Below are 20091 nucleotides of genomic sequence, written 5' to 3'. Positions count from 1 at the left end.
GCCACCCCAGGGGTTCGAGGGTGGAGAATAGGGTTCGACGATCCAGTCGGCTGGGCGCTGGTGAAACGTTACGCCGAGACCGAGGAGTCGATGTCGCCGTCGATGCGGATGAATCCGTAGCTGCACTCCGGGCAGTACCACTTCGTCTTCAACCCGAGGTGGAGGTTCGTCGCGGCGGCGCGGTAGAACGTCCGCTCAGTCTCGCAGCTGGGGCAGTCGTGTTCGAGTTCGCGGGCCATACGACGCACTCGAATTGCGAGGCAGTTCAACGTACTGGTTTCGGGAACTCTGCCGGGGGGTATTTATGTGGTAAACTTCATACCACGATATAGAAAAATTCGGGCGAGCTTCTGGACACCGCGAGGGGGCGCCCGTTCTGTGTGGGCGTGAAAGGGTCGCGTCCGGCGATTTCTTCGACGAAGAATTCTGTTGGCTACTAGAGGTCGCCGTCAGACGTATGTAGCTGAGCGCCGGATTTTGTGGCACAGAGTAACACGGAACCGGCCGTGTGGATTCCCCCAAATGTTCGCGCCGAACGCAGACACCACGGCGGCCCGAGACCTGACAGCGGCGTCTCGGCGGCTGCGCCACGCCGTCCACGACAGCAACGGCGACGCGAGACTGTTCGACTCGCTGGCGGCCCTCGAGGAGCGCGTCCTCGATCGTCTGGGCGACGACCAGCTCGCAGCGAAGGCGTTCTGGCTGAACGTCCACGGTGCGCTCGCCGAGCAGTCCCGCGACGGGCCGACGAACGACTCCTGTCTCGTCGCCGGGACGCGCATCGACGCGGACCACGTCGCACACAAGCTGTTGCGCGCCGGCCGCTGGAAGTACGGCTTCGGCTACCTCCCCGACCCGCTCCCCGGACAGTTCGCGCGCCGTCACAGCCTCGACGAACTCGACCCGCGGGTCCACTTCGCCGTGCTGGCCGCGCGCCGAGCGCCACGGCTCGTCCCGTCGTTCAGGGCCGAGAGCGTGGACGACGACCTGGGAGGGGTGACAGCCCGGTATCTCGACGCGACCGTCGTCTACGACGACGGCTCGGACGTCGCTCGCGTTCCCCGCGTCTTCCTCTGGTACCGGGGGGATTTCGGCGGCCCCGACGGCGTTCGAGAGTTACTCGCCGAGCACGAGGTGCTCCCCGAGGACGCGAAGCCGCGACTTTCGTACGTCGCTCCCACGCCGTCCGCGGGAGGGGACGACGAGCGCCGCAAGGCCCCCGAGGAACCTCAGTAGAGTTCGCCGCCCAGCGGCACGCCCTCGTCCGGCGCGACGAGCACGGGGTGGTCGTCCTCGTCTGGGACACCGACGGTGAGCACTTCTGATTCGTAGCCGGCGATGTTGACGGTGCCGAGGTTCGTCGCACACAGCACCTGCCGCCCGACCAGTTCGTCTGGGGTGTAGTTGTAGCCGGTCTGTGCGGCCGAGTTGACGACCTCGTCGCCGAGGTCGACCTGGAGTTTCGCGAGTTCGGGCTTCCGGGCTTCCTCGAACGGTTCGGCGTCGACGACTTCGCCGACGCGGAACGTCGTCTCGAAGAGACTGTCTGCCATGGGCGGCCACAGACGTGCCCCGAGCAAGAGTGTTCGGGCGGGCGTTCGGGGCCACCTTCTTGGTTGCGCCGCGTCAACTTCGGGTATGGCTCTGACCCTGTACGCACTCGACGGCTGTCCGTACTGCGAGACGGTCTCGGACGCCCTCGACGAACACGGCCTCGACTACGAGACGGAGTGGGTCGAGGCGCTGCACTCCGAGCGGAACGACGTCAAGCGCGTGAGCGGCCAGCGCGGCGTCCCGGTGCTCGTCGACGAGGAGCGCGGCGTGACGATGGCCGAGAGCGAGAACATCCTTGACTACGTCGAGGTGACGCTGGCGTGAAGATATACACGCGCCGCGGGGACAGCGGCGAGACGGACCTCCGGAACATGGACCGCGTCTCGAAGGCCAGTCCGCGCATCGAGGCGTACGGCACCGTCGACGAACTGAACGCCGTGGTCGGGACCGCGCGACCGACGGGCGTCGACGAACTCGACGACTACCTCGAGTCCTGCCAGAACCATCTCCACGTCCTCCAGGCCGACTTCGCAAACCCCCAGCCGGACGAGGACGACCCGGTGGTCCGCGAGGACCACGTCGACCAGGTCGAGGAGTGGATCGACGCCTGCGAGGAGCGACTCGACCCGCTGCAGTCGTTCATCCTCCCCGGGGGCAGCGAGTCGGGCGCGAAACTCCACCAGGCGCGGGCGGTCTGCCGCCGCGCGGAGCGCCGCGCGGTCGCGTTCGCGGACCACGAGGAGGGCGTCAACGAGCAGGCTATCGCGTACCTGAACCGCCTCTCGGACGCGCTGTTCGTGTTCGCGCGGCTGGCGAACAAGGAAGCGGGTGTCCGCGAGGAGTCGCCGTCGTACTGACGGCGCGCGGACGAGATGATGCCTTCGCCCCGTCTGGGGCGCGGTTGCCGACGGTGGTGGGACAGACGTGGGCGAACGGCCGGCGCGTCCGCCGACAGTGTTTAGGTTGGCCTAAATGAACAAAAATCCATCGGTGCACGCCCCATGCGGACAGTGTTCGGCGCCGAGCGGGACGCGCTAACTCGGCAGTAAACGCAAGCCTTAATGGCCGCACCCGGGTACTCGGGACTGCGGGTCGGTGGTCTAGTCAGGCTATGACGGCTCCTTCACACGGAGCAGGTCGGCGGTTCGAATCCGCCCCGACCCACTTCTACTGACGCAACGACCGCGAGCGACCGCCGTGTCGCTCGCGTCGTTCGAAGGTGTGTGGTGTCGCAGATTCGAACCCTGGCAGTCGCAGCGGCCGAGCGCAGCGAGGCCGACCGTCTGCCTCCGGTTCGAATCCGCCCCGACCTGCGACCACGAACCCGACCCATCTTTCACTCGAACTCAGGCTGTGCCCAGTCGTGGCGCTCGCTCCACTCGGCCGCGGCCGCGAGGATTGTCGCCTCGTCGTAGCGCTCGCCGACGAACTGGAGGCCCACTGGAAGCCCCTCGACGGTGCCAGAGGGGACGCTCACGGCGGGATGGCCGGAGACGTTGAACGGTGCGGTGTTCGCGAGCGCGCCGAAGACGTCCTCGACGCCTTCGCCCCACTTCGGCGGGAGCATCGGGACGGTGGTGGAGGCGAGCACGTCCACGTCGGCGAGCGCGTCGTCCACGCCCGCCGCGAGCCGCTGGCGGGCAGCGTGGGCGAGCCCGTAGTACCGGTCGCCCGTGGCCTCCGAGAGGTGTTCGGCGTAGAGTCGTGCGCCGACGAACGTGGGGCCGAGTTCGTCCGCGCGCTCCTCGAACCCCTCCTGGAGTGCGGCGTTGAGGCTGGGCCACGGCTCCGAGAACAGCCAGTGGTTCGTCGCGTTCGCGCGGAAGTAGTTGCCGACCTCCGTCATGCCGATGGCGAGCCAGGACGGCAGCCAGAGGTCGTAGTCCGGAATCGAGACGTCGACTAGCTCGGCGCCGTCCGCCGCCAGCCGGTCGAGCGCGTCCCGGGTCACCTCGTCCAGCGCGGGCGCGTTCCCGAACAGTTCCCCGGGCAGGCCGATGGTCAACCCCTCCAGGCTGCTCCCGTCGGCGGACTCGACGGCATCCGCGTAGTTCCCGACTTCGGCGCCGAGCGTGCGCTCGTCGCGGTCGTCGGGGCCGGCGATTTCGTCTAGACCGAGCGCGAGGTTCTCCACCGTCGGCGCGAGCAGGCCGACGTTGTCCAGGGTCTTGCCGTACTGGACGAAGCCGTGGTGGGAGACGAGCCCCCGCGTCGGCTTGATACCGGGCGTCCCGCTCCAGGCCGCCGGGAATCGGATGGAGCCGCCGGTGTCGCTTCCGACGGCCAGGTCGACCTCGCCGGTCGCCGCGGCGATGCCGCTGCCCGCCGAGGAACTGCCGGGGTGGCGGTCGGGGTCGTGGGGGTTGCCCGCGAGGCGGAACCGCATCGTGGCTTCCTCGCCGCCGAACGCCAGTTCGTCCATGTTCGTCTTCCCGACGACGCGCGCGCCGGCGTCCAGTAGGCGCTCGACCACCGTCGCGTCGAACTCCGGGACGTAGGACTCCAGCACCGGCGACCCGCAGGTCATCGGGATTCCCGCCACCGCGAGGTTGTCCTTCACGCCGACGGTCATCCCGTCGAGGGGACCGGAGCCGCCCTCTACGTCACAGCGCGTGAGGAACGCGGCGAGCGGGTCGTCCTCCTCGGTCGGTTCCCAGTGGTCGCGCTCGGGCGGCTCTGGGGGTTCGAGCGCGTCGAGGTCCGCCAGTAACTGGTCCTGCTGGGCGAACTGCTCGGCGAACGCCGCAGCCGTCTCCTCGTCGACGGGGACGCCCGCCCGCTCCGCGTACCGCTCGACGTCCGCTGGTGACGGTTCCTGGCTCATACTGTCCTGTCCACCGCTGTCGCCAAGAAACTGTGGAGGACTGCGGCTCTTGCCGGGAGCCGGTGGTCGGAGTGGCCCGCTGGCTGTCGCCGGTCAGTAGCCGATTTCGTCGAGGAACTCGCGGACGCGCTCGAGGTACGCCTCCTGCTGGTCGAGGTTCGGCGAATGGCCGCTGTCCTCGAATATCTCCAGGCGGGAGTCGGGGAGCAGGTCGTGTATCTCCTCGCTGGCCTCGACGGGCGTAATCCAGTCGTGGCGGCCCACGGTGACGAGCCCCGGAACGTCGACCTCGCGCAGCTGGTCGCGGTAGTCCATCTTCGGCAGTTCCTCGGAGAACATCGCGTTGTGGGTCTCGTAGTGGTAGTGGATGCCCTCGATCTGCTCGCGGGCGGCCTCGGCGTCGAACTCGTCCAGGTCGGGCACGTACAGCGGCAGGATGCCGTGGAAGACCCGCCTGAACTCCTCGTTGTCCCGCGCTCGGCCGTCCATCACGCGGTCGAACTCCTCGAAGGTGATCTCCGGGACGTCGAGCCCTCGCTCCCAAACCTCCGGGAGTCCGGCGCGGGCGTTCTCGCGGGACTGCTTGTCGTACTCGCCGCTCGGCGCCGTGTCCCGGAGGACGAACCCCGCGACGGTCTCCGGGAACCGAGTGAGGTACTCCTGCGTGATGAAGCCGCCGTAGGAGCCGCCGATGAGGACGACGGTGCCCAGGCCGAGGTGCTCGCGGAGCGCGTTCGCGTCCCTCGCGAACTGTTCGTTCGTGTAGGGTGGGTCCTCACCCGATAGCCCGCAGCCGCGGTGGTCGTAGACGACGACCTCGTAGTCGTCGGTGAGCGGTTCGTACGCCTCTTTGGCCTTCCGGTGGTCGCCGACGCCCGGCCCGCCGTGGAGCGTCAGGATCGACGGGTTGGCCTCGTCACCGAGGCGTTCGTAGTACAGTTCGGTCCCGTTCACGTCGGCGTACATCTCGACTTCGGGAAGGCAGTCCCGGGCAAAGGGGTTGGTGGTCGCGGCGAACCCTGAACCCTCGAATCAGTCGCTCGCGCCGACGTCGGCCTGGTCGTTCGCCGGGGCTTCGGCGTGGTCGTCGCTGACCTCCCGCCAGTGGTGGCAGGCGGTGTCCCGGTCGTCGGCCACCGCCTCCAGGGGCGGGTTCTCCCGGGCGCACAGCTCGGTCGCGTACGCACAGCGCGGGTGGAACGAACAGCCCGACGGCGGGTTCTCCGCGGACGGAATCTCGCCACCGAGCCGCTGGCCGCTCTTCTTGGCGTGGGGGTCGGGCTGGGGGATGGAGGCGAGCAGTCCCTCCGTGTACGGGTGGGTGGGGTTCTCGAAGAGCCCCCGGGTGCGGCCGTGTTCGACGATCTCACCGAGGTAGAGCACCGCGGTGCGGTCGCAGATGTGTTTCACGACGCCGAGGTCGTGGCTGATGAGCAGGTAGGAGAGCCCGTGTTCCTCCTGGAGGCGCATCAGGAGGTTGAGGATGCGGGCCTGCACGCTGACGTCGAGGGCGGACACCGGCTCGTCGAGGATGACGAACTCGGGGTCGACGGTGAGCGCTCCCGCGATAGAGACGCGCTGGAGCTGGCCACCGGAGAGCTCGTGGGGGTAGCGGTTGCGGAAGTTCGGGTCGAGGTTTACCGTCTCCAGCAGCTCCTCGACGCGCTCGCGGCGCTCGGACTTGTCCAGGTCCGTGTGTATCTTCAGCGGTTCGGCGAGCGTCCGCCCGATGGAGTACCGCGGGTCGAGGCTCGAGTGCGGGTCCTGGAACACCATCTGGACGGACTGTCGGAACTCCCTGAGGTCGTCGCCGCTCAGCGAGTGGACGTTCTGCCCCCGGAACCGGACCTCGCCCGCCGTCGGCTGTAACTGCCGCGTGATGACGTTCCCGACTGTGGACTTCCCGGCGCCGCTCTCCCCGACGAGACCGACCGTCTCGCCCGCCTCGATGTCGAAGGAGACGTCGCGGATGGCGCGCAGCCGCCGGGTCGTGCCGAGCAGCCGGGAGACGATGCCGCCGTTGACGACGAACTCCTTCTCGAGGCCGTCGACCTCCAGCAGCGGGGCGTCGCTCATTGCTCCACCTCCGGCTCCGCGACGACCTGGGTCTGCCCCTCGTACTCCGGATTCTCCGCCTCGTCGTAGAGGTAACACCGAACGTCGGTGCCGTCACGGTACAGCGCCGGGATGTCGCCCGTCTCGCAGGCGTCGCAGCAGAGCTCGTCGCAGCGGGGTGCGTACCGGCAGCCATCCGGCGGGTTCCGGAGGTCGGGCGGCGCCCCCTCGATGACGGTCAGCTCGTCCTGCATGCTGTGTGCCTCCGGCAGCGACCGCAGCAGTGCTCGCGTGTACGGGTGTTTCGGGTCGTCGAAGATGGCCTCGACGCCGCCGATCTCGACCATGTTCGCCGCGTACATCACGCCGACGCGGTCGCAGACGTCGGCGACGACGCCCAGGTCGTGCGTGATGAGCATGATCGCGGTGTCCTTCTCCTCGTTGATGCGCTCGAGGAGCTCCAGGATCTGGGCCTGGATGGAGACGTCGAGGCCGGTCGTCGGCTCGTCCGCGATGAGCAGATCGGGGTCGCAGGAGAGCGCGATGGCGATGACGGCGCGCTGTTTCATCCCGCCGGAGAACTGGTGTGGGTAGTCGTCCAGGCGGTCCTCCGGGGAGGGAATGCCGACGTCGTCCAGCGTCTGGATGGCGCGCTCGCGGGCCTCGCGCTTCGAGACGTCGAGGTGGCGGCGGATGGTCTCGATCAGCTGCTGGCCGATGGTGTAGACCGGGTCGAGGCTGGTGTTCGGGTCCTGGAACACCATGCTGATCTCGCTGCCCCGGACCTCGTCGGCGAGTTCGCGCTCTGTGAGCGTGGTGAGGTCCCGGCCCTTGTACTCGATGGTGCCGCCGGTGATCTCGCCGTTCTCGTCGAGCAGGCGGAGGAACGTGTTCGCGAGCGTGCTCTTCCCGCAGCCGCTCTCGCCGACGATGCCGAATATCTCGTCACTGTTGATGTCGAAGGAGACGCGGTCGACGGCGCGGACGTCCCCCTGTTTCGTGCGGTACGTGACACTGAGTCCGTTCGTAGAGAGTCGAGTCATTGTGTTAGCGACCCCCTTGCTTGGGGTCGAAGCTGTCGCGGAGGCCGTCCCCGATGAGGTTGAAGCCGATGACGGGGAGCATGATGGCGATGCCCGGGAAGATGCTCATCCACCACGCCACGTCCAGGTAGTCCTTCCCGCGGGCCAGCATCAGGCCCAGGGACGGGTCCGGCGGCTGGACGCCGACGCCGAGGTAGGACAGCGTCGACGTGGTGAGGATGCCGAACGCGAACTGGATGGTGACGGTGACGATGAGCGGGCCGAGGCTGTTCGGGAGCACGTGCCCGAAGATGATGCGGGCCCTGCTGGCGCCGCGCACGTCGAGGCTCTTGATGAACTGCTCCTCGCTCACGGAGACCGCCTCGCTGCGCGCGACCCGGGCGAAGATAGGCGTGTATGCGATGCCGAGGACGAGCGCCACGCCCCACTTCGACGGCCCGAGCGCGGCGATGAGCGCGAGCGCCAGGATGAGCGACGGGAACGACATCAAGACATCGACGCCCCGCATCACGACGCTGTCCGTCCACCGGCCAGAGTAGCCCGCCACCAGGCCGAACGACGTGCCGATGACGAACGACATCAGCACGCCCGCGACGGTGATGGTGAGCACGGTCTGGTAGCCGAACAGCACCCGCGAGAAGACGTCCCGCCCCAGGTCGTCGGTGCCGAACGGGTGGGCCAGCGACGGCGACTCCTGGAGCGCGCTGTAGTCCTGGGCGGTCGGCGAGTGCGGCGCGATCTCCGGCGCGAATACAGCGACGACGCCGACGAGCGCGACGAGCATGAAGCCGAACAGCGCCAGCCGGTTCTCGGCGAACTGAGCGGCGAAACTCCGGAGCGGGTGGCTGCGCTCGTCCGCGGACTCCTCGCTGGTCTCGGTACTCATTCGCCACCCTCCATGATGCGCGGGTCGAGGCGCGTGATGATCAGGTCGGTCGCGAGGTTCACCGAGGAGAACCACAGCGCGAGCATCAGCACGGAGCCCTGGACGAGCGGGTAGTCCCGCTGGATGACGGCCTGCAGGACGGTGCGCCCGAGTCCGGGAATCGCGAAGATCTGTTCGACGACGACCGCTCCCGAGATCATGTAGCCGAACTGGAGGCCGATGACCGTGATGACCGGGATGAAGCTGTTCTTCAGCGCGTGCTTGAACAGGATGGACCTCCGGTCGAGGCCCTTCGCCTTGTGGAACCGGATGAAGTCCTCGCCGATGGTCTCCAGCATCGACGAGCGCATCATCCGCATGATGACCGCGACGGCGACCAGGGTCATCGTCAACACCGGCAGCGCCATGTGCCTGAGGTTGGCGACGATGTCCTCACTGGGGGCCACGTAGCCGCTCGTCGGGAAGAAGTTGAAGGTCACCGCGAAGATCCAGATGAGCACGACGGCGGAGAAGAACGTCGGGATGCTCACCCCCGTGACGCCGACGCCGATGGAGAGGTAGTCGGTGAACGAATTCTTGTTCAGCGCCGCGACGATGCCCAGCGGCACGGCGACGAGCACCGACGCGAGCAGCGTGAGGACGATGATCTCGAGGGTGACGAAGAACCGGCTCACGAGGAGCGAACTGACGGCGGTGTCGTAGGAGTAGGACTTGCCGAGGTCGCCAGTCAGGACGCCGGCCAGCCAGTCACCGTACTGGACGAGCAGCGGCCTGTGCAGTCCGAGTTCCGCTTCGATTTCCGCGACGCGCTCGGCGGTGGCCTGCACCCCGAGCATCGCTACTGCTGGACTCCCCGGCACGAGATGCACGATGAGAAAGACGAGCACCGAGACGCCGAAGAGAATCGGCACGAACAGCAGCAAGCGTTTTATTGTGTATTCGTACCACGCCATGCGTTGAGAAATAGCGCAGCGGCGTAAAGACATTGCGATACACGAGAATATATCGGGTTATGTGGCGGTTTGAGCGGCGCTCGCGCCGGAATAAACGCACTCGTATGTCAGTCCGGCGAGCGGTACTCGCGGTGGTCGGGCGCCCGCCGAGAACGAGGCCCGCCGCGGCACCCACGCCGACCGATGCTCGACCTACCAGACTTCCTCGAGGGCGCGGAGGATGTTGCCGCCGAGGACCTTCTGGATTTCCTCGTCGTCGTAGCCTTCCTTGACGAGCCAGCGGGGGATGTTCTGCCAGGCCTCCGTCGGGTTCTCCAGCCCCTTCACGTGGTAGCGGCCGCCGATTTCGCCCGGCGGGTCGATGTCGTGCTGCTCGGCGAGCAACCCGAGGAGCGCCCGGTGGTCGCCGTAGAGGACGTCGGGGCCGAAGGCGACGTGGTCGATGCCGACGAGGTCGACCATGTACTCGAAGTGCTCCATGTACGTCTCGATGTCCGGGAGCACGCTCGACGCGACGACGCCGACCACGCCGCCGGTCTCCGCGATGGCCTCGAAGCAGGCGTCCGACGTGCCGCGGTCGCCGACGCCCGCGGCGAGGGCGTGGGTGTCGAAGACGGGTTTCTCGCTCACCTCGCAGACGTCGAGGGTGGTCTGCTCGCTCGCGTGACTCGTGCTGACCGCGATTCCCACGTCGTTCATGCGGTGGACGGCGTCGACGCCGAACGAGGTGAGGCCGCCGTCGCGCTCGTAGATGTCCCGTTTCCCCGTCCCGATGCTGTTGGAGGCGTTGTAGGTGACGCCCATGAGGCGGATGCCCATGCCGTAGAGGAGGTCGATGCGGTCGAGTTCGTTCTCCACCATCGCCGACGATTCGAGCGCCGGGACGAACGCCAACTTGCCTTCGTCGCGTGCGCGGTGGATGTCGTCGACGTCGCCACAGCGGATGGCGTAGTCGGAGTGGGCCTGGTCGGCGGCGCGCATGGCGACGTCGGAGACGATGTCGTCCCACTTCCAGCCGTGTTTCGAATGGATGCCGGAGAGGCCGTCGAGGTGGAAGTCGAACACCGCGTCCAGGGGCGCCTCGGCGAGGAAGTCGTACGGCGTGTGGACGCGGCCCTCGCGGATGTAGTCCCAGGTGTCACCCTCGATGTCCGCGGGGAACTGGAACGGGTGCTCGTGCAGTGAGACGACGGTGTCCTCGGCGAGCACGTCGTCCAGACGTTCCTCGTCCTCGGGGGAGAGGGGGACCTGGTACGGTTCGAAGCCGGCGTGCATCTCGGCCAGTTCGAACGCGCGGTAGTCCTCGCCGGCGACGAGGTAGTCGTAGGAGCGGTAGTTCTCTTGGCTGGTCACGACTCCCGGTGGCCTGCCGGGCTACTTAGCAGTTCCGCGGACCCACCCCAGTTCCGGCGCCTGAACGACCACAAGTACAGGAATAAATACACGTTCGCTGGGCCGTCTGCCGTCCGTTTTCGGGACAAGCACTGCTTCTACCAACAGCCCTATATTCGCAACATCACATGGGAATGCATGGCAAAGCGTACTGAGAAAGTTCTCGTAGACGACGTTTCCTCTACGAGCCGCCGGGACCTGCTGAAGACGCTCGGCCCGGCAGCGGGGCTGCTCGGCCTGGCTGGCTGTCTCGGCGGCGGTTCCGACTCGGACAGCACGACGACCACCGACAGCGACTCCCCTGACGACTCCACGACCACCGAGGCCGCCGAGATACAGACCGGCGGCACGCTGAACGCGGGCATGAACGTCGGCGTCCTCACGCTCGACGGGCGCTCGGTCACCAGCCTGCAGTCGATGCAGGTGATGTACAATATCTACTCGAAGCTCCTCCGGTACGAGATCCAGGACGACCAGCTCAAGCTGGTCGGCGACCTCGCGACCGCCTGGGAGTGGGAGGACGAGACGACGCTCGTCTTCGACCTCGCGGAGGACGCCGTCTTCCACAACGGCGAACCGGTGACCGCGACGGACGTCAAGCACACGTTCGAGACGATGCAGGCCAACGCGCAGCACACCGCGAACCTGCTGTTCTCCCAGCAGGTCAGCGTCGAGGCCCGCGACGAGCACACCGCCGTCTTCGACACCGGTGACAAGCCGTTCGCGTCGCTCGAATCCAACGTCGGCTTCGTCGTCGGCATCGTCAACAAGAAGGCCGACGAGGAGGGCGACATGTCCCAGAACCCGGTCGGCTCCGGCCCGTTCCAGCTCGCCGAGTGGGTGCAGGGCGACCACGTCTACCTGGAGGCCTTCGACGACTACTGGAAGACCGACGACGACGGCAACACGCTCCCGTACCTCGACGAACTCCGGCTGAACATCTACCCGGACGACGGCACGAAGCTCCAGGCACTTCGCCAGGGCGAACTCCACTGGATCGACGTCGTCCCCGCAAAGGACGACGAGAGCATCCGCAACAGCGACTCCCTGGAGACTAGCCGCACCGGCCCCGGCGGGTTCATGGGCATCTTCCAGTTCAACACCCAGAAACCGCCGTTCGACGACCCGCGGGTCCGGAAGGCCGTTCTGCACGCCATCGACTGGGAGGCCTACCGGAAGGTCGTCTTCCGCGGCACCGCCGAGAACACCAACAACCAGCCGCTCGCGCCCGCGACCGGCTGGAACATCGACGAACTCGACGACCCCTTCGAGGGCCAGAACGTCGAGCGCGCGAACGAACTGCTCGACGAGGCGGGCGTCGACGCCTCGGAGATCTCGTTCACGAACTACGCCAACCAGGGCCTCGAACGCGACATCAAGGCCTACGAGGTGCTCCAGGCCCAGCTCGCTGACACCATCGGTCTCGAGCACGAGCTCCGGCTGGTCGACAAGAGCACGCAGTTCCAGCGCACCACGAACTTCGAGTTCGGCTTCTCGGCGGGCGCCTTCGACGGGATGTACGACCCCGACCAGGTGCTCACCGTCAACCTCACCGACGGCGCGTTCTTCAACTACGGCAACTACGTCAACGACGAGATCCAGACGCTCCTCACAGAGGCCCGGCAGACGACCGACCGCGAGGAGCGCTACCAGAAGTACAAGCGCATCTACGAGATCAACAACGAGGAGGCGGGCAAGTACTACCCGTACTGGCAGAACATCACGTCGGCGTTCCAGCCGTCCGTGGAGAACTTCAACTACCCGTACGACACGCTCTGGTTCTTCGAGCGCGTCTGGCTCGACGAGTAACCGAGCCCCAATCGGCGGTCACGAGCCGCCGCCCGCACCGCTTCTCGACTCTCCGCAGACCGGGTTCTCGAGTCGCGACACACTCCGCTCGCAGTTCACAGAACTGATTCGATTCTCACACACCCGGAGCTACTCGGTAGCCGTTCGAGCGCCGCGAAAACCCCAGCTGTCGTCTCCCTATCGTCTCCGTCAGAGGACGCTCCCGCCTCGAAGCGGGCGTCGGCGTCCGCTACCAGACTTCCTCGAGGGCGCGGAGGATGTTGCCGCCGAGGACCTTCTGGATCTCTTCGTCGTCGTAGCCTTCCTTGACGAGCCAGCGGGGGATGTTCTGCCAGGCCTCCGTCGGGTTCTCCAGGCCCTTCACGTAGGGGTTCTCCATCGTACTGTCCGGGAGTTCGACGCCGTGGAAGGTGGCGAGGACCTCCAGCAGTGCGGTGTGGTCGCCGTAGAGGACGTCGGGGCCGAAGGCGACGTGGTCGATGCCGACGAGGTCGACCATGTACTCGAAGTGCTCCATGTACGTCTCGATGTCCGGGAGGTGCGTCGAGGAGAGCACGCCGATGACGCCGCCCGTGTCGGCGAGCGCCTGGAGTGCCTCGTCGGAGGAGCCGCGCTGGTTCATCCCGCCGGTCTGGGCGAGTGCGTGGGTGTCGAAGACGGGTTTCTCGCTCACCTCGCAGACGTCGAGGGTGGTCTGCGGGCTGGAGTGACTCGTGCTGACGGCCATTCCCACGTCGTTCATGCGGTGGACGGCGTCGACGCCGAACGAGGTGAGGCCGCCGTCGCGCTCGTAGATGTCGCCCTGGCCGGTGCCGATGCTGTTGGAGGCGTTGTAGGTGACGCCCATGAGGCGGATGCCCATGCCGTAGAGGAGGTCGATGCGGTCGAGTTCGTTCTCCACCATCGCGGCCGACTCCAGGGACGGGACGAACGCGAGGTTCCCCTCCTCGTTCGCGCGGTGGATGTCGTCGACGTCGCCACAGCGGATGGCGTAGTCGGAGTGGGCCTGGTCGGCGGCGCGCATGGCGACGTCGGAGACGATGTCGTCCCACTTCCAGCCGTGTTTCGAATGGATGCCGGAGAGGCCGTCGAGGTGGAAGTCGAACACCGCGTCCAGCGGGGCCTTCGAGAGGTCCTCGTAGGCGGCGTGGATGCGGCCCTCGCGGATGTAGTCCCAGAGGTCCTCGTGGACGTCCTCCGGGAAGTAGAAGGGGTGTTCGTGCAGCGAGACGATAGTCCCGTCGTTGACCGCCTCGACCCGTTCCTCCTGCTCCGCGGTGAGTTCGACCTCGTGGGGCTCGAACCCCGCGTGCATCTCCGGCAGTTCGACCGTCCGGTAGTCCTCGCCGGCGACGAGGTACTCGTACGCTTCGTAGCCGTCGAACTGTTTGTCTGTCATTGGAACGAAGAGCCGTCCTGCGATATTCAACGTTGGGGTATCGGTCAATACCGTGGCCGAGGCGCCCGGGAACGGTCGAATAGCGGAACCGGGAAGCGGCGCTCGACCCGGCGGCTCTGTCACCCCGCGGCTCAGTCGGCGCCGGTGGTCTCTCGCGACCGGAGTTCGCCGCCACAGCCGCCACAGCGGTACGCATCAGGATTGCGCACGAGCTTCGATTCCCGGTACCGGGCCATCTCACTCCCGCAGGCCCTGCATTCGACCCAGTAGTTCGGCTCCGCGAACAGGTCGCAGGTGACCGGCGTCTGCAATCGATTTGCCCAGGCCTCGAACTCGCTGCCGTGGCTGGGGTCGCCGTCCTCGTTCAGCAGGTGGACGTGGATCAGTTCGTGGCGGATGGTCTCCGCCGCCGCGCCCCACCCACGCTCCTGAAACAGTTCCCACGTGAGCGACACCGTCTCTGGCTCCCCGTTCCGGTACTTCACCGCCCCGGCCCGGCGCTTCGCGCGCTTGCTCACCTCCCACTCCAGGTCGTCGACGGCCACCGAGAGGTCGTAGTTCCGCGCCACCTCGCGGGCGTACACCCTCGCGACTGCGAGGAACTCGTCTGTGGAGACGTCGCCCTCGATGGCGTAGAACTCCGTGTCGAGGCCCGGGGCGTCGCCTGTCATGGCGTCAGAGGTGCGTGGAGATTCATGGCGTGTCGTCCCGTCGGAACCGCGTCTGCTACCGCCGACTCGCTCCCCCTGGAGCAAAACTCTTGTTCAACTGGGCGCGTCCGAACCCCGACGCTTACGATGAGTCCGCGTCCTCCGCTTCCTCCTCGTCTGACGGCGGCCGGCGCGACAGGCGGTCGAACCGTGACTGCGCGGCCTCCGTCCTCGCCTCTGTCTCCTCGGGGCGGTACGCTATCTCCGTCAGTTCGCCGTCGGCCAGCGTCACCGCGAAGACGGCGTTCTCGTGGCGTCCGTCCGCGGGAAGCAGTTCGCGGTCCACGACCAGTTCGTCGACCACCTCGCCGTCGGCCTCCACGAGCAGGACGGCGAGTTCGTCGCCGCCGTCGGTCGTCTCGAAGCGGTCGAGGACTGCGGTGCGAGTTTCGCTCACGAGTAGGACTCCTCCACGACGAGTTCGCCGTCGTCGGTCGTGACGAAGACGGTGTCGCCGCCGTTGTTCCAGACGGGGCTCCCTGACCCCCAGTACAGGTCCGTCGCCGTGTCGGTGCCGCTCCCGGTGTGCAGCGTCACTGTCTCACCCGGGTCGAGGCTGACGCCCTCGGGCACCGTGAAGCTGTGGTCGGCCTCGTCGGTGACTGTCCACCCCGAGATGTCGAGTCGCTCGTCGCCGGTATTCTCGAAGACAACGTACTCGTCGTTCAGGTTGTCCCGTTCGTCGCCCGCGGCGTCCGGGTGGACCGTCTCGACCGCGAGCTGGCCCGCGGTGGTCGACTCCGCGGTCGTGGTCTCTGACGCCGTGGCCGTCGTCGTGCCGCCGTCCGTGGCCGTCGTCTCCGTCGACTCGACCGCGCTGCCCTCGACCGTCGCCCGCTCGGTCACGCCGGTCGCGTTCGCCGGTTCGATGGGCTCGCCCTCGCGGAGGTTCGTCGCGTCGGTGGGCGCCGCCTGCTGGGTGAGGACGGTCACGGTCTCCCCGTTACTGACCGTGACGACGTCGCCGTGGGTGGCGGTCCAGTACGTCGGGAGGCTCCGGGCGGCGAGTCGTTCGAGGACGGCCTCGTGGGGGTGGCCGTACTGCGAGTCGTACGCGCTCGAGATGACGACGAGCGACGGCTCCACGGCGTCCAGGAACGGCGCGCTCGTCGACGTGTCGCTGCCGTGGTGGCCGGCCTGGAGCACCGTCGCGTTCAACTCGTCGCCGTACGCTTCGACGAGCCGTCGCTCGGCGGTCTCGCCCGCGTCGCCCGTGAGCAGGAAGCTCGTGTTCCCGAACGTCACGTCGAGCACGACGCTGTTCTCGTTTTTCTCGTCGTTGGCGAGGTACGGTCGGGGCGGCGAGAGCACCTCGACCGTCGCGCCGTCCAGCGGGACGGTGTCGCCGGCCCGCGTCTCGTACAGCGGGACGTCGTGGCGCTCGACGGCGTCGAGGTAGTCCTCGTAGGTGGCGGACGCCGACGCGATGCCGGGGTCGTAGACGGCGCCGACCCCGTCGGCTTTCGTCTCGTAGTAGTCGATGACCTCGGCGTGTCCGCCGATGTGGTCGGCGTCCGCGTGCGTGGTCACGAGGTAGTCGATCCGGTCGACGTTCTGCGCACGGAGGTAGTCGAGCACCCCCTCGCCGCCGTCGCGCCAGTCCCCGGTGTCGACGAGCATCGTCTCGTTCGACGGGCCGACGACCAGCGTCGCGCTCGCCTGCCCGGTGTTGATGAAGTGGACCTCGAGTGTCCCGTTCGTCCCGCCGTTGACTGTCGTCCCGGTCGTCGCAAATGGTGTGGCGTCCGTCCCCGCCGTCTCGCTGGTCGGTGTGCCGGCCTGGTCGGTGCCGACGCAGCCGGCTGCACCGACGAGGAGGACGACGAGACCGACCGCGAGGAGGCGCCGTCGCATGGGCGTACTAGCCGACGGACGCCGATGGCTCTACTGTCGAGATGGAAGCCAGTTAGTTACCAGATGAGGTTAAGAAAGCGAACAAGCGGGGGCAGAACAGGCCAACAGTAGCAGAGCGTCTTCCGCCAGTAACGGGGCAGCTACCGGCCAGGGACTGCCGGTCGCCAGTGGGCTTTTCCAGTTCAGCGAGGAACTAGGGACCGGAGGCCACCAGCTGATGACTCACACTCGGCGGGAGTTCATCGAACAGTCGGGCGCGGTCGGCGCGTCAGCCGTCGGGTTGGGAGCGTCGGCCGTCGGTCTCGGGGGACTGGAGGACCAGGACACGCGGGTGACGAGGCTGTTCATCGTCCCGCGGGTCGACGAGTTCGAGGACAACTACGTCGGGCAGTGGCTCTCAGTGACCGGGACGACGGAGCCACACGAGGAGGTCGCGGACAACTGCGCGTTCGCGAACTGGGAGGCCGGCACGTCCATCGCCTACGACGCGCTCCTGCTCGACAAGCGGTCGGAGGTCCCGCTCTCCATCTCGATGGTGGCGTACGGGGACAGCGAACCGGACGAGGTCCGGGAGGACACCGTCTTCATCGTCAACAGCGCCGAGGTGTGCAACGACCAGTGGATCGGGCTCTCCTGCGAGTCGGTCCCCCAGCGGGCGGTGGTGGGAGAACCACCGGGGCCGACGGTCGACGAGACCCAGGGGCCGGTCGGTCTCGGGGGGCTGGTCGCGGTCGGTGCGGTCAGCATCGCCACCGTACTGCGGCTACTGTGGAGCGGCGACGAGGAGTAACTCGAGGCACCGCTCCACTGTCGCGACTACGGCTCGCCGTAGCCGTGTCCGAGCACCAGTGAGACGACGTTGAAGGCTGCAAACACCGCCACGGCGGCGGGGTCGCTGACAGTCGGCGAGCCGACCACGAGGAGCACGAGATAGACGAGCGGCAGTATCACCGCCGTCCAGAACGCCAGTCCCCGGACGAGCGCCGCGAACTCACGACCGACGACCGCCATCACGAGGCTGAAGACCGTTAACGTGCTCTTACTGCGCATGGATCGTGGAACACTCTGGTAGGCGACTCCTACCGGATTAACCGTTCTCGCAGGATGCTGGCGGTTCGGAGCCACTTCGTCGGCGATTGGCTGCACGGAACTGCCGGGTGGTTACCAGTTCCTCCGGCAGGCTGCCGGGTAGACGGCGCTCGTCACGCCGACCCGTCGTCGTCGAATCTGAAGCCCGTCGACGCCGTGGCGAGCCGCGAGACGCTGACGATGCGGAGCATGTACGCGCTCAACAGGAGGTACGGCGAGAGCGCGATGGCGTACCCGATGCTCACGTACAGCAGCCGGGGCTGTATCCCGAGGGCGCCCGACTGGGGGAACAGCCCTGCGTCGATGGCGAGCAGGACGTGGGACGTGAAGACGATGACCGGGAGCGCGAGGAACAGCAGGTCCCGGGTGAGGTTCTGGACCTCCCGCTTGAAGTACAGCGTCTGGAAGTACTCCCGCCCGGAGGCGAACGCTGTGAACAGTTCGAGGAGGTTGGCGAGCGCCGCGCTACCGGACTCCCCGAGGCTGTCGCCGTGGGTCAACTGGAGGTGCCGTGCCGTGGCAATCTGGTGTGCGAGGTCGTAGTCGAGACCGGCCAGCAGCGTCGGCGTCAGCCGGCGGCTGTCGGAGTGAAGGCGGTCCTCGACCCGGGCGAGTTCCTGCTCCACCGACGAGGCGAACGCCGCGACCGCCTCGCCTGCTGGGTCCTCGCCCAGCCGCTCGGCGCTCGCCCGGAGCTGCTCGCACTCCCGCCGGATCGACCGGACGAGGAAGGGGTAGAGGGTCTCCGTTTCGGTGGTGTTGACGTCCGCATCGACGGCCTCGGTCAGCTCCGTCTTGAACTCGAGGGCGTCCTCTATCTGTGACTGCTCGCTCTGCAGCGGGCCGAGTTCCTGGGAGAGAACGGCGATGTTGATGGAGAGGACGACTGAGACGAAGAGGATGATGCCGCCGAGCAGGGTGTTGAACAGGGACTGCACGGCCCGCGTCTCGTTGACCAGCACCTCCATCTCGAACTCCCAGACGGTGCCGACCGTGAGGAGGATGGCGAGGACGAGCACCGAGAGGGCGAGGGTGAGCACCCGGCGACTCCCCGAGAGCAACAGCCACCGGACGAACCCGACGTTCGTCAGTCGGCTCTGGTTGGGGGGCTGGGCAGAGCTATCCGGCCGGCCGTCACTCATCCCGTCCCACCCGTGCGGACCTCGGGCTCCTTTGCCTGCAACTTCCGCGGTTGTCGTCGTACATCGTCCGCTCGACTACACCTGGCGGTAGAGCAGCACTGCAGCGCCGACGACTAGCAGCCCGACGCCCCACCAGACCGAGTCGCCGGGGAGGTACGCGAGCAACAGTGTGACGACGCCCGAACTGAGCAGCGACCAGCCCACGGTGGTCTGATACGTCATACCGATAACAGTCGTCGCTGGCGGTTATGCTCCGTGGCCAACTGTCGACCAGGTGGTTGCGTCGTTGGAACGAGCGCCCGGCCCGCGGCACTCACTCCCGGTACGGTTCGTGTGTCGCCCGCCACCCATCCGGCGTCTCCGCCACGTCCGCGACCTCGTAGAACTGGATGCGGCGCTCCTGGTTGGTCCGGACGCGCGTGTCGTAGTTTTCGGCCTCGTAGTCGAGGGCGTCGTCGGTTCCGCGGACGAACTCGCGGTGGTCGGCGAGTCGCTGGCGGGCGAACTCCCGTGAGAGGTGGGGCGCCTCCCGGATGCGTTCGGCGAACGCGTTGGCGAATCCGGGGTCGTGTTCGACGCCGACGGAACTGCGGCCCGCGACGGCCGCCGCGAGACTCGTCGTCCCGGTCCCCCAGAACGGGTCGAGGACGGTGTCGCCGTAGACGGAGTACATGTTGACGAGGCGGTAGGGGAGTGCCAGCGGGAACGCCGCCGAGCGCTCCCGGAGGTCGGGGTCCGCGAGCGCCTGGCGCTCGCCGCCGAGGTCCGTCCAGACGTCGGAGAACCAGCGGTTGCGCTCCTCCCAGAAGTAGGCGGCCTCGTAGCGCCGGTCGGCGCCCGGCTCGAAACTGCGGCGCTCGCCGTTCCGGAAGACGAGGACGTGCTCGCGTTCGAGCGTGACGTAGGCGTTCGGCGGCACCATCCCGCTGCCCATGAACTTCGCGGCGCTGTTGGCGGGCTTGCGCCACAGCACGCCCGGCAGCGGGTCGAAGCCCAGCTCCTCGAACGTCTGCGTGATGCGAGCGTGGTTGTCGTAGACCCGGAACCGACCGACCGTGCGAGTGGCGTCGCCGACGTTCACCACCGCGATGCCGCCGGGCCGGAGGACGCGCGCGACCTCCGCCCAGGCGTCGTCGAGCACGTCGAGCATCAGGTCGTGGGCGCGAGCGCCGTCGCCCGCGTCGAGCGCGTCGCCGACTGCGGGGTCGAGTGCGGCGAACGTCTCGTCCCACATCTCGATCATGGGGTAGGGTGGCGACGTGACGACGAGGTCCGCGCTGTCGTCGGCGAGCGGCAGGTCGCGGGCGTCGCCGACGTGGACGCGGTGGGTCGTCTCCATCACGTCAGGCGTCCGCGGCGGGCCACATACGCGTTTCGCTCG

The 20091-nt window shown here is 67.4% G+C and carries 22 protein-coding genes and 1 tRNA gene; 6 read left to right on the top strand and 17 right to left on the bottom strand.

What is annotated here, in order from left to right; all coding sequences use genetic code 11:
• Positions 1-68 precede the first annotated feature (68 nt).
• Complete coding sequence (locus HALDL1_12785) at positions 69-239, bottom strand: hypothetical protein (GenBank protein ID AHG04374.1); 171 nt, start codon at positions 237-239, stop codon at positions 69-71.
• A gap of 283 nt (positions 240-522) precedes the next feature.
• Between HALDL1_12785 and HALDL1_12780 the strand changes: the two genes are divergently transcribed.
• A complete protein-coding gene (locus tag HALDL1_12780) occupies positions 523-1236 on the top strand; it encodes a hypothetical protein (GenBank protein ID AHG04373.1) in 714 nt (237 codons plus the stop codon).
• Here HALDL1_12780 and HALDL1_12775 read toward each other — a convergent pair.
• Positions 1230-1553 (bottom strand): tRNA-binding protein, encoded by a 324-nt coding sequence (locus HALDL1_12775; protein AHG04372.1) that lies wholly within the window; start codon positions 1551-1553, stop codon positions 1230-1232. The two genes, HALDL1_12780 and HALDL1_12775, sit on opposite strands and share 7 nt — an antisense overlap.
• 85 nt (positions 1554-1638) lie before the next feature.
• On the opposite strand from HALDL1_12775, the gene HALDL1_12770 reads away from it, so the two are divergent.
• The 3 genes from HALDL1_12770 (at position 1639) to HALDL1_12760 (ending at position 2718) form a co-directional block, all read left to right on the top strand.
• Positions 1639-1878: a glutaredoxin gene (locus tag HALDL1_12770; GenBank protein AHG04371.1), complete on the top strand. Its 240-nt coding sequence runs from the start codon at positions 1639-1641 to the stop codon at positions 1876-1878.
• Positions 1875-2411, top strand: a complete 537-nt coding sequence (locus HALDL1_12765) for an ATP:cob(I)alamin adenosyltransferase (protein AHG04370.1) — start codon at positions 1875-1877, stop codon at positions 2409-2411. Before HALDL1_12770 ends, HALDL1_12765 begins: the two co-directional genes overlap by 4 nt.
• A 232-nt stretch (positions 2412-2643) precedes the next feature.
• Positions 2644-2718, top strand: a tRNA-Val gene (locus HALDL1_12760).
• Between the two features lie 172 nt (positions 2719-2890).
• Here the strand turns inward: HALDL1_12760 and HALDL1_12755 are convergent.
• The 7 genes from HALDL1_12755 to HALDL1_12725 form a co-directional block, all read right to left on the bottom strand.
• Positions 2891-4378 carry an amidase gene (locus HALDL1_12755; protein AHG04369.1) on the bottom strand — a complete coding sequence of 496 codons (1488 nt, stop codon included), beginning with the start codon at positions 4376-4378 and terminating at the stop codon, positions 2891-2893.
• Between the two features lie 93 nt (positions 4379-4471).
• A complete protein-coding gene (locus HALDL1_12750) occupies positions 4472-5344 on the bottom strand; it encodes a hydrolase (protein AHG04368.1) in 873 nt (290 codons plus the stop codon).
• A 66-nt stretch (positions 5345-5410) separates the two neighbouring features.
• Positions 5411-6454, bottom strand: a complete 1044-nt coding sequence (locus tag HALDL1_12745; protein AHG04367.1) for a peptide ABC transporter substrate-binding protein — start codon at positions 6452-6454, stop codon at positions 5411-5413.
• Entirely contained in the window at positions 6451-7476 is a 1026-nt protein-coding gene (locus HALDL1_12740; GenBank protein AHG04366.1) for an ABC transporter ATP-binding protein, read from the bottom strand. Before HALDL1_12740 ends, HALDL1_12745 begins: the two co-directional genes overlap by 4 nt.
• A 4-nt stretch (positions 7477-7480) precedes the next feature.
• Positions 7481-8362, bottom strand: a complete 882-nt coding sequence (locus tag HALDL1_12735; GenBank protein AHG04365.1) for an ABC transporter permease — start codon at positions 8360-8362, stop codon at positions 7481-7483.
• Positions 8359-9315: a peptide ABC transporter gene (locus HALDL1_12730; GenBank protein ID AHG04364.1), complete on the bottom strand. Its 957-nt coding sequence runs from the start codon at positions 9313-9315 to the stop codon at positions 8359-8361. The genes HALDL1_12735 and HALDL1_12730 overlap by 4 nt, the downstream gene beginning before the upstream one ends.
• Positions 9316-9507: 192 nt before the next feature.
• A complete protein-coding gene (locus HALDL1_12725; protein ID AHG04363.1) occupies positions 9508-10668 on the bottom strand; it encodes a peptidase M19 in 1161 nt (386 codons plus the stop codon).
• A 177-nt stretch (positions 10669-10845) separates the two neighbouring features.
• Here HALDL1_12725 and HALDL1_12720 point away from each other — a divergent pair, with 177 nt between their 5' ends.
• Positions 10846-12516 (top strand): ABC transporter substrate-binding protein, encoded by a 1671-nt coding sequence (locus HALDL1_12720; protein ID AHG04362.1) that lies wholly within the window; start codon positions 10846-10848, stop codon positions 12514-12516.
• Positions 12517-12745: 229 nt separating this feature from the next.
• Here HALDL1_12720 and HALDL1_12715 read toward each other — a convergent pair whose 3' ends face one another.
• The 4 genes from HALDL1_12715 to HALDL1_12700 form a co-directional block, all read right to left on the bottom strand.
• Complete coding sequence (locus HALDL1_12715) at positions 12746-13915, bottom strand: peptidase M19 (protein AHG04361.1); 1170 nt, start codon at positions 13913-13915, stop codon at positions 12746-12748.
• A 131-nt stretch (positions 13916-14046) separates the two neighbouring features.
• Positions 14047-14586, bottom strand: a complete 540-nt coding sequence (locus HALDL1_12710; protein AHG04360.1) for a hypothetical protein — start codon at positions 14584-14586, stop codon at positions 14047-14049.
• Between the two features lie 121 nt (positions 14587-14707).
• Positions 14708-15022 carry a hypothetical protein gene (locus HALDL1_12705; protein ID AHG04359.1) on the bottom strand — a complete coding sequence of 105 codons (315 nt, stop codon included), beginning with the start codon at positions 15020-15022 and terminating at the stop codon, positions 14708-14710.
• The gene (locus HALDL1_12700) at positions 15019-16479 is read right to left on the bottom strand and encodes a beta-lactamase (protein AHG04358.1); all 1461 of its coding nucleotides are present in this window, start codon (positions 16477-16479) and stop codon (positions 15019-15021) included. The genes HALDL1_12705 and HALDL1_12700 overlap by 4 nt, the downstream gene beginning before the upstream one ends.
• Before the next feature lie 217 nt (positions 16480-16696).
• Here HALDL1_12700 and HALDL1_12695 point away from each other — a divergent pair, with 217 nt between their 5' ends.
• A complete protein-coding gene (locus HALDL1_12695) occupies positions 16697-17269 on the top strand; it encodes a hypothetical protein (GenBank protein ID AHG05340.1) in 573 nt (190 codons plus the stop codon).
• A 26-nt stretch (positions 17270-17295) separates the two neighbouring features.
• Here the strand turns inward: HALDL1_12695 and HALDL1_12690 are convergent, their stop codons facing one another.
• The 4 genes from HALDL1_12690 to HALDL1_12675 form a co-directional block, all read right to left on the bottom strand.
• Positions 17296-17490 carry a hypothetical protein gene (locus HALDL1_12690; protein ID AHG04357.1) on the bottom strand — a complete coding sequence of 65 codons (195 nt, stop codon included), beginning with the start codon at positions 17488-17490 and terminating at the stop codon, positions 17296-17298.
• A 191-nt stretch (positions 17491-17681) separates the two neighbouring features.
• The gene (locus HALDL1_12685) at positions 17682-18710 is read right to left on the bottom strand and encodes a hypothetical protein (GenBank protein ID AHG04356.1); all 1029 of its coding nucleotides are present in this window, start codon (positions 18708-18710) and stop codon (positions 17682-17684) included.
• Between the two features lie 75 nt (positions 18711-18785).
• Positions 18786-18932, bottom strand: a complete 147-nt coding sequence (locus HALDL1_12680; GenBank protein AHG04355.1) for a hypothetical protein — start codon at positions 18930-18932, stop codon at positions 18786-18788.
• Between the two features lie 91 nt (positions 18933-19023).
• Positions 19024-20049, bottom strand: coding sequence for a modification methylase (locus HALDL1_12675; GenBank protein AHG04354.1), 1026 nt, complete (start codon positions 20047-20049; stop codon positions 19024-19026).
• Between the last annotated feature and the right edge of the window lie 42 nt (positions 20050-20091).

Source organism: Halobacterium sp. DL1 (assembly GCA_000230955.3).
Lineage (GTDB): Archaea > Halobacteriota > Halobacteria > Halobacteriales > Halobacteriaceae > Halobacterium.
The sequence above is the reverse complement of the archived record's forward strand: the minus strand, read 5'-3'. Positions and strand labels throughout refer to the sequence as shown.

Coding starts and splice junctions, on each gene's coding strand:
- HALDL1_12715 (AHG04361.1), bottom strand. CDS start 13,915: ATGACAGACAAACAGTTCGACGGCTACGAAGCGTACGAGTACCTCGTC.
- HALDL1_12700 (AHG04358.1), bottom strand. CDS start 16,479: ATGCGACGGCGCCTCCTCGCGGTCGGTCTCGTCGTCCTCCTCGTCGGT.
- HALDL1_12745 (AHG04367.1), bottom strand. CDS start 6,454: ATGAGCGACGCCCCGCTGCTGGAGGTCGACGGCCTCGAGAAGGAGTTC.
- HALDL1_12755 (AHG04369.1), bottom strand. CDS start 4,378: ATGAGCCAGGAACCGTCACCAGCGGACGTCGAGCGGTACGCGGAGCGG.
- HALDL1_12780 (AHG04373.1), top strand. CDS start 523: ATGTTCGCGCCGAACGCAGACACCACGGCGGCCCGAGACCTGACAGCG.
- HALDL1_12770 (AHG04371.1), top strand. CDS start 1,639: ATGGCTCTGACCCTGTACGCACTCGACGGCTGTCCGTACTGCGAGACG.
- HALDL1_12740 (AHG04366.1), bottom strand. CDS start 7,476: ATGACTCGACTCTCTACGAACGGACTCAGTGTCACGTACCGCACGAAA.
- HALDL1_12710 (AHG04360.1), bottom strand. CDS start 14,586: ATGACAGGCGACGCCCCGGGCCTCGACACGGAGTTCTACGCCATCGAG.
- HALDL1_12695 (AHG05340.1), top strand. CDS start 16,697: ATGACTCACACTCGGCGGGAGTTCATCGAACAGTCGGGCGCGGTCGGC.
- HALDL1_12735 (AHG04365.1), bottom strand. CDS start 8,362: ATGAGTACCGAGACCAGCGAGGAGTCCGCGGACGAGCGCAGCCACCCG.
- HALDL1_12785 (AHG04374.1), bottom strand. CDS start 239: ATGGCCCGCGAACTCGAACACGACTGCCCCAGCTGCGAGACTGAGCGG.
- HALDL1_12750 (AHG04368.1), bottom strand. CDS start 5,344: ATGTACGCCGACGTGAACGGGACCGAACTGTACTACGAACGCCTCGGT.
- HALDL1_12685 (AHG04356.1), bottom strand. CDS start 18,710: ATGAGTGACGGCCGGCCGGATAGCTCTGCCCAGCCCCCCAACCAGAGC.
- HALDL1_12720 (AHG04362.1), top strand. CDS start 10,846: ATGGCAAAGCGTACTGAGAAAGTTCTCGTAGACGACGTTTCCTCTACG.
- HALDL1_12675 (AHG04354.1), bottom strand. CDS start 20,049: ATGGAGACGACCCACCGCGTCCACGTCGGCGACGCCCGCGACCTGCCG.
- HALDL1_12730 (AHG04364.1), bottom strand. CDS start 9,315: ATGGCGTGGTACGAATACACAATAAAACGCTTGCTGCTGTTCGTGCCG.
- HALDL1_12690 (AHG04357.1), bottom strand. CDS start 17,490: ATGGCGGTCGTCGGTCGTGAGTTCGCGGCGCTCGTCCGGGGACTGGCG.
- HALDL1_12775 (AHG04372.1), bottom strand. CDS start 1,553: ATGGCAGACAGTCTCTTCGAGACGACGTTCCGCGTCGGCGAAGTCGTC.
- HALDL1_12680 (AHG04355.1), bottom strand. CDS start 18,932: ATGACGTATCAGACCACCGTGGGCTGGTCGCTGCTCAGTTCGGGCGTC.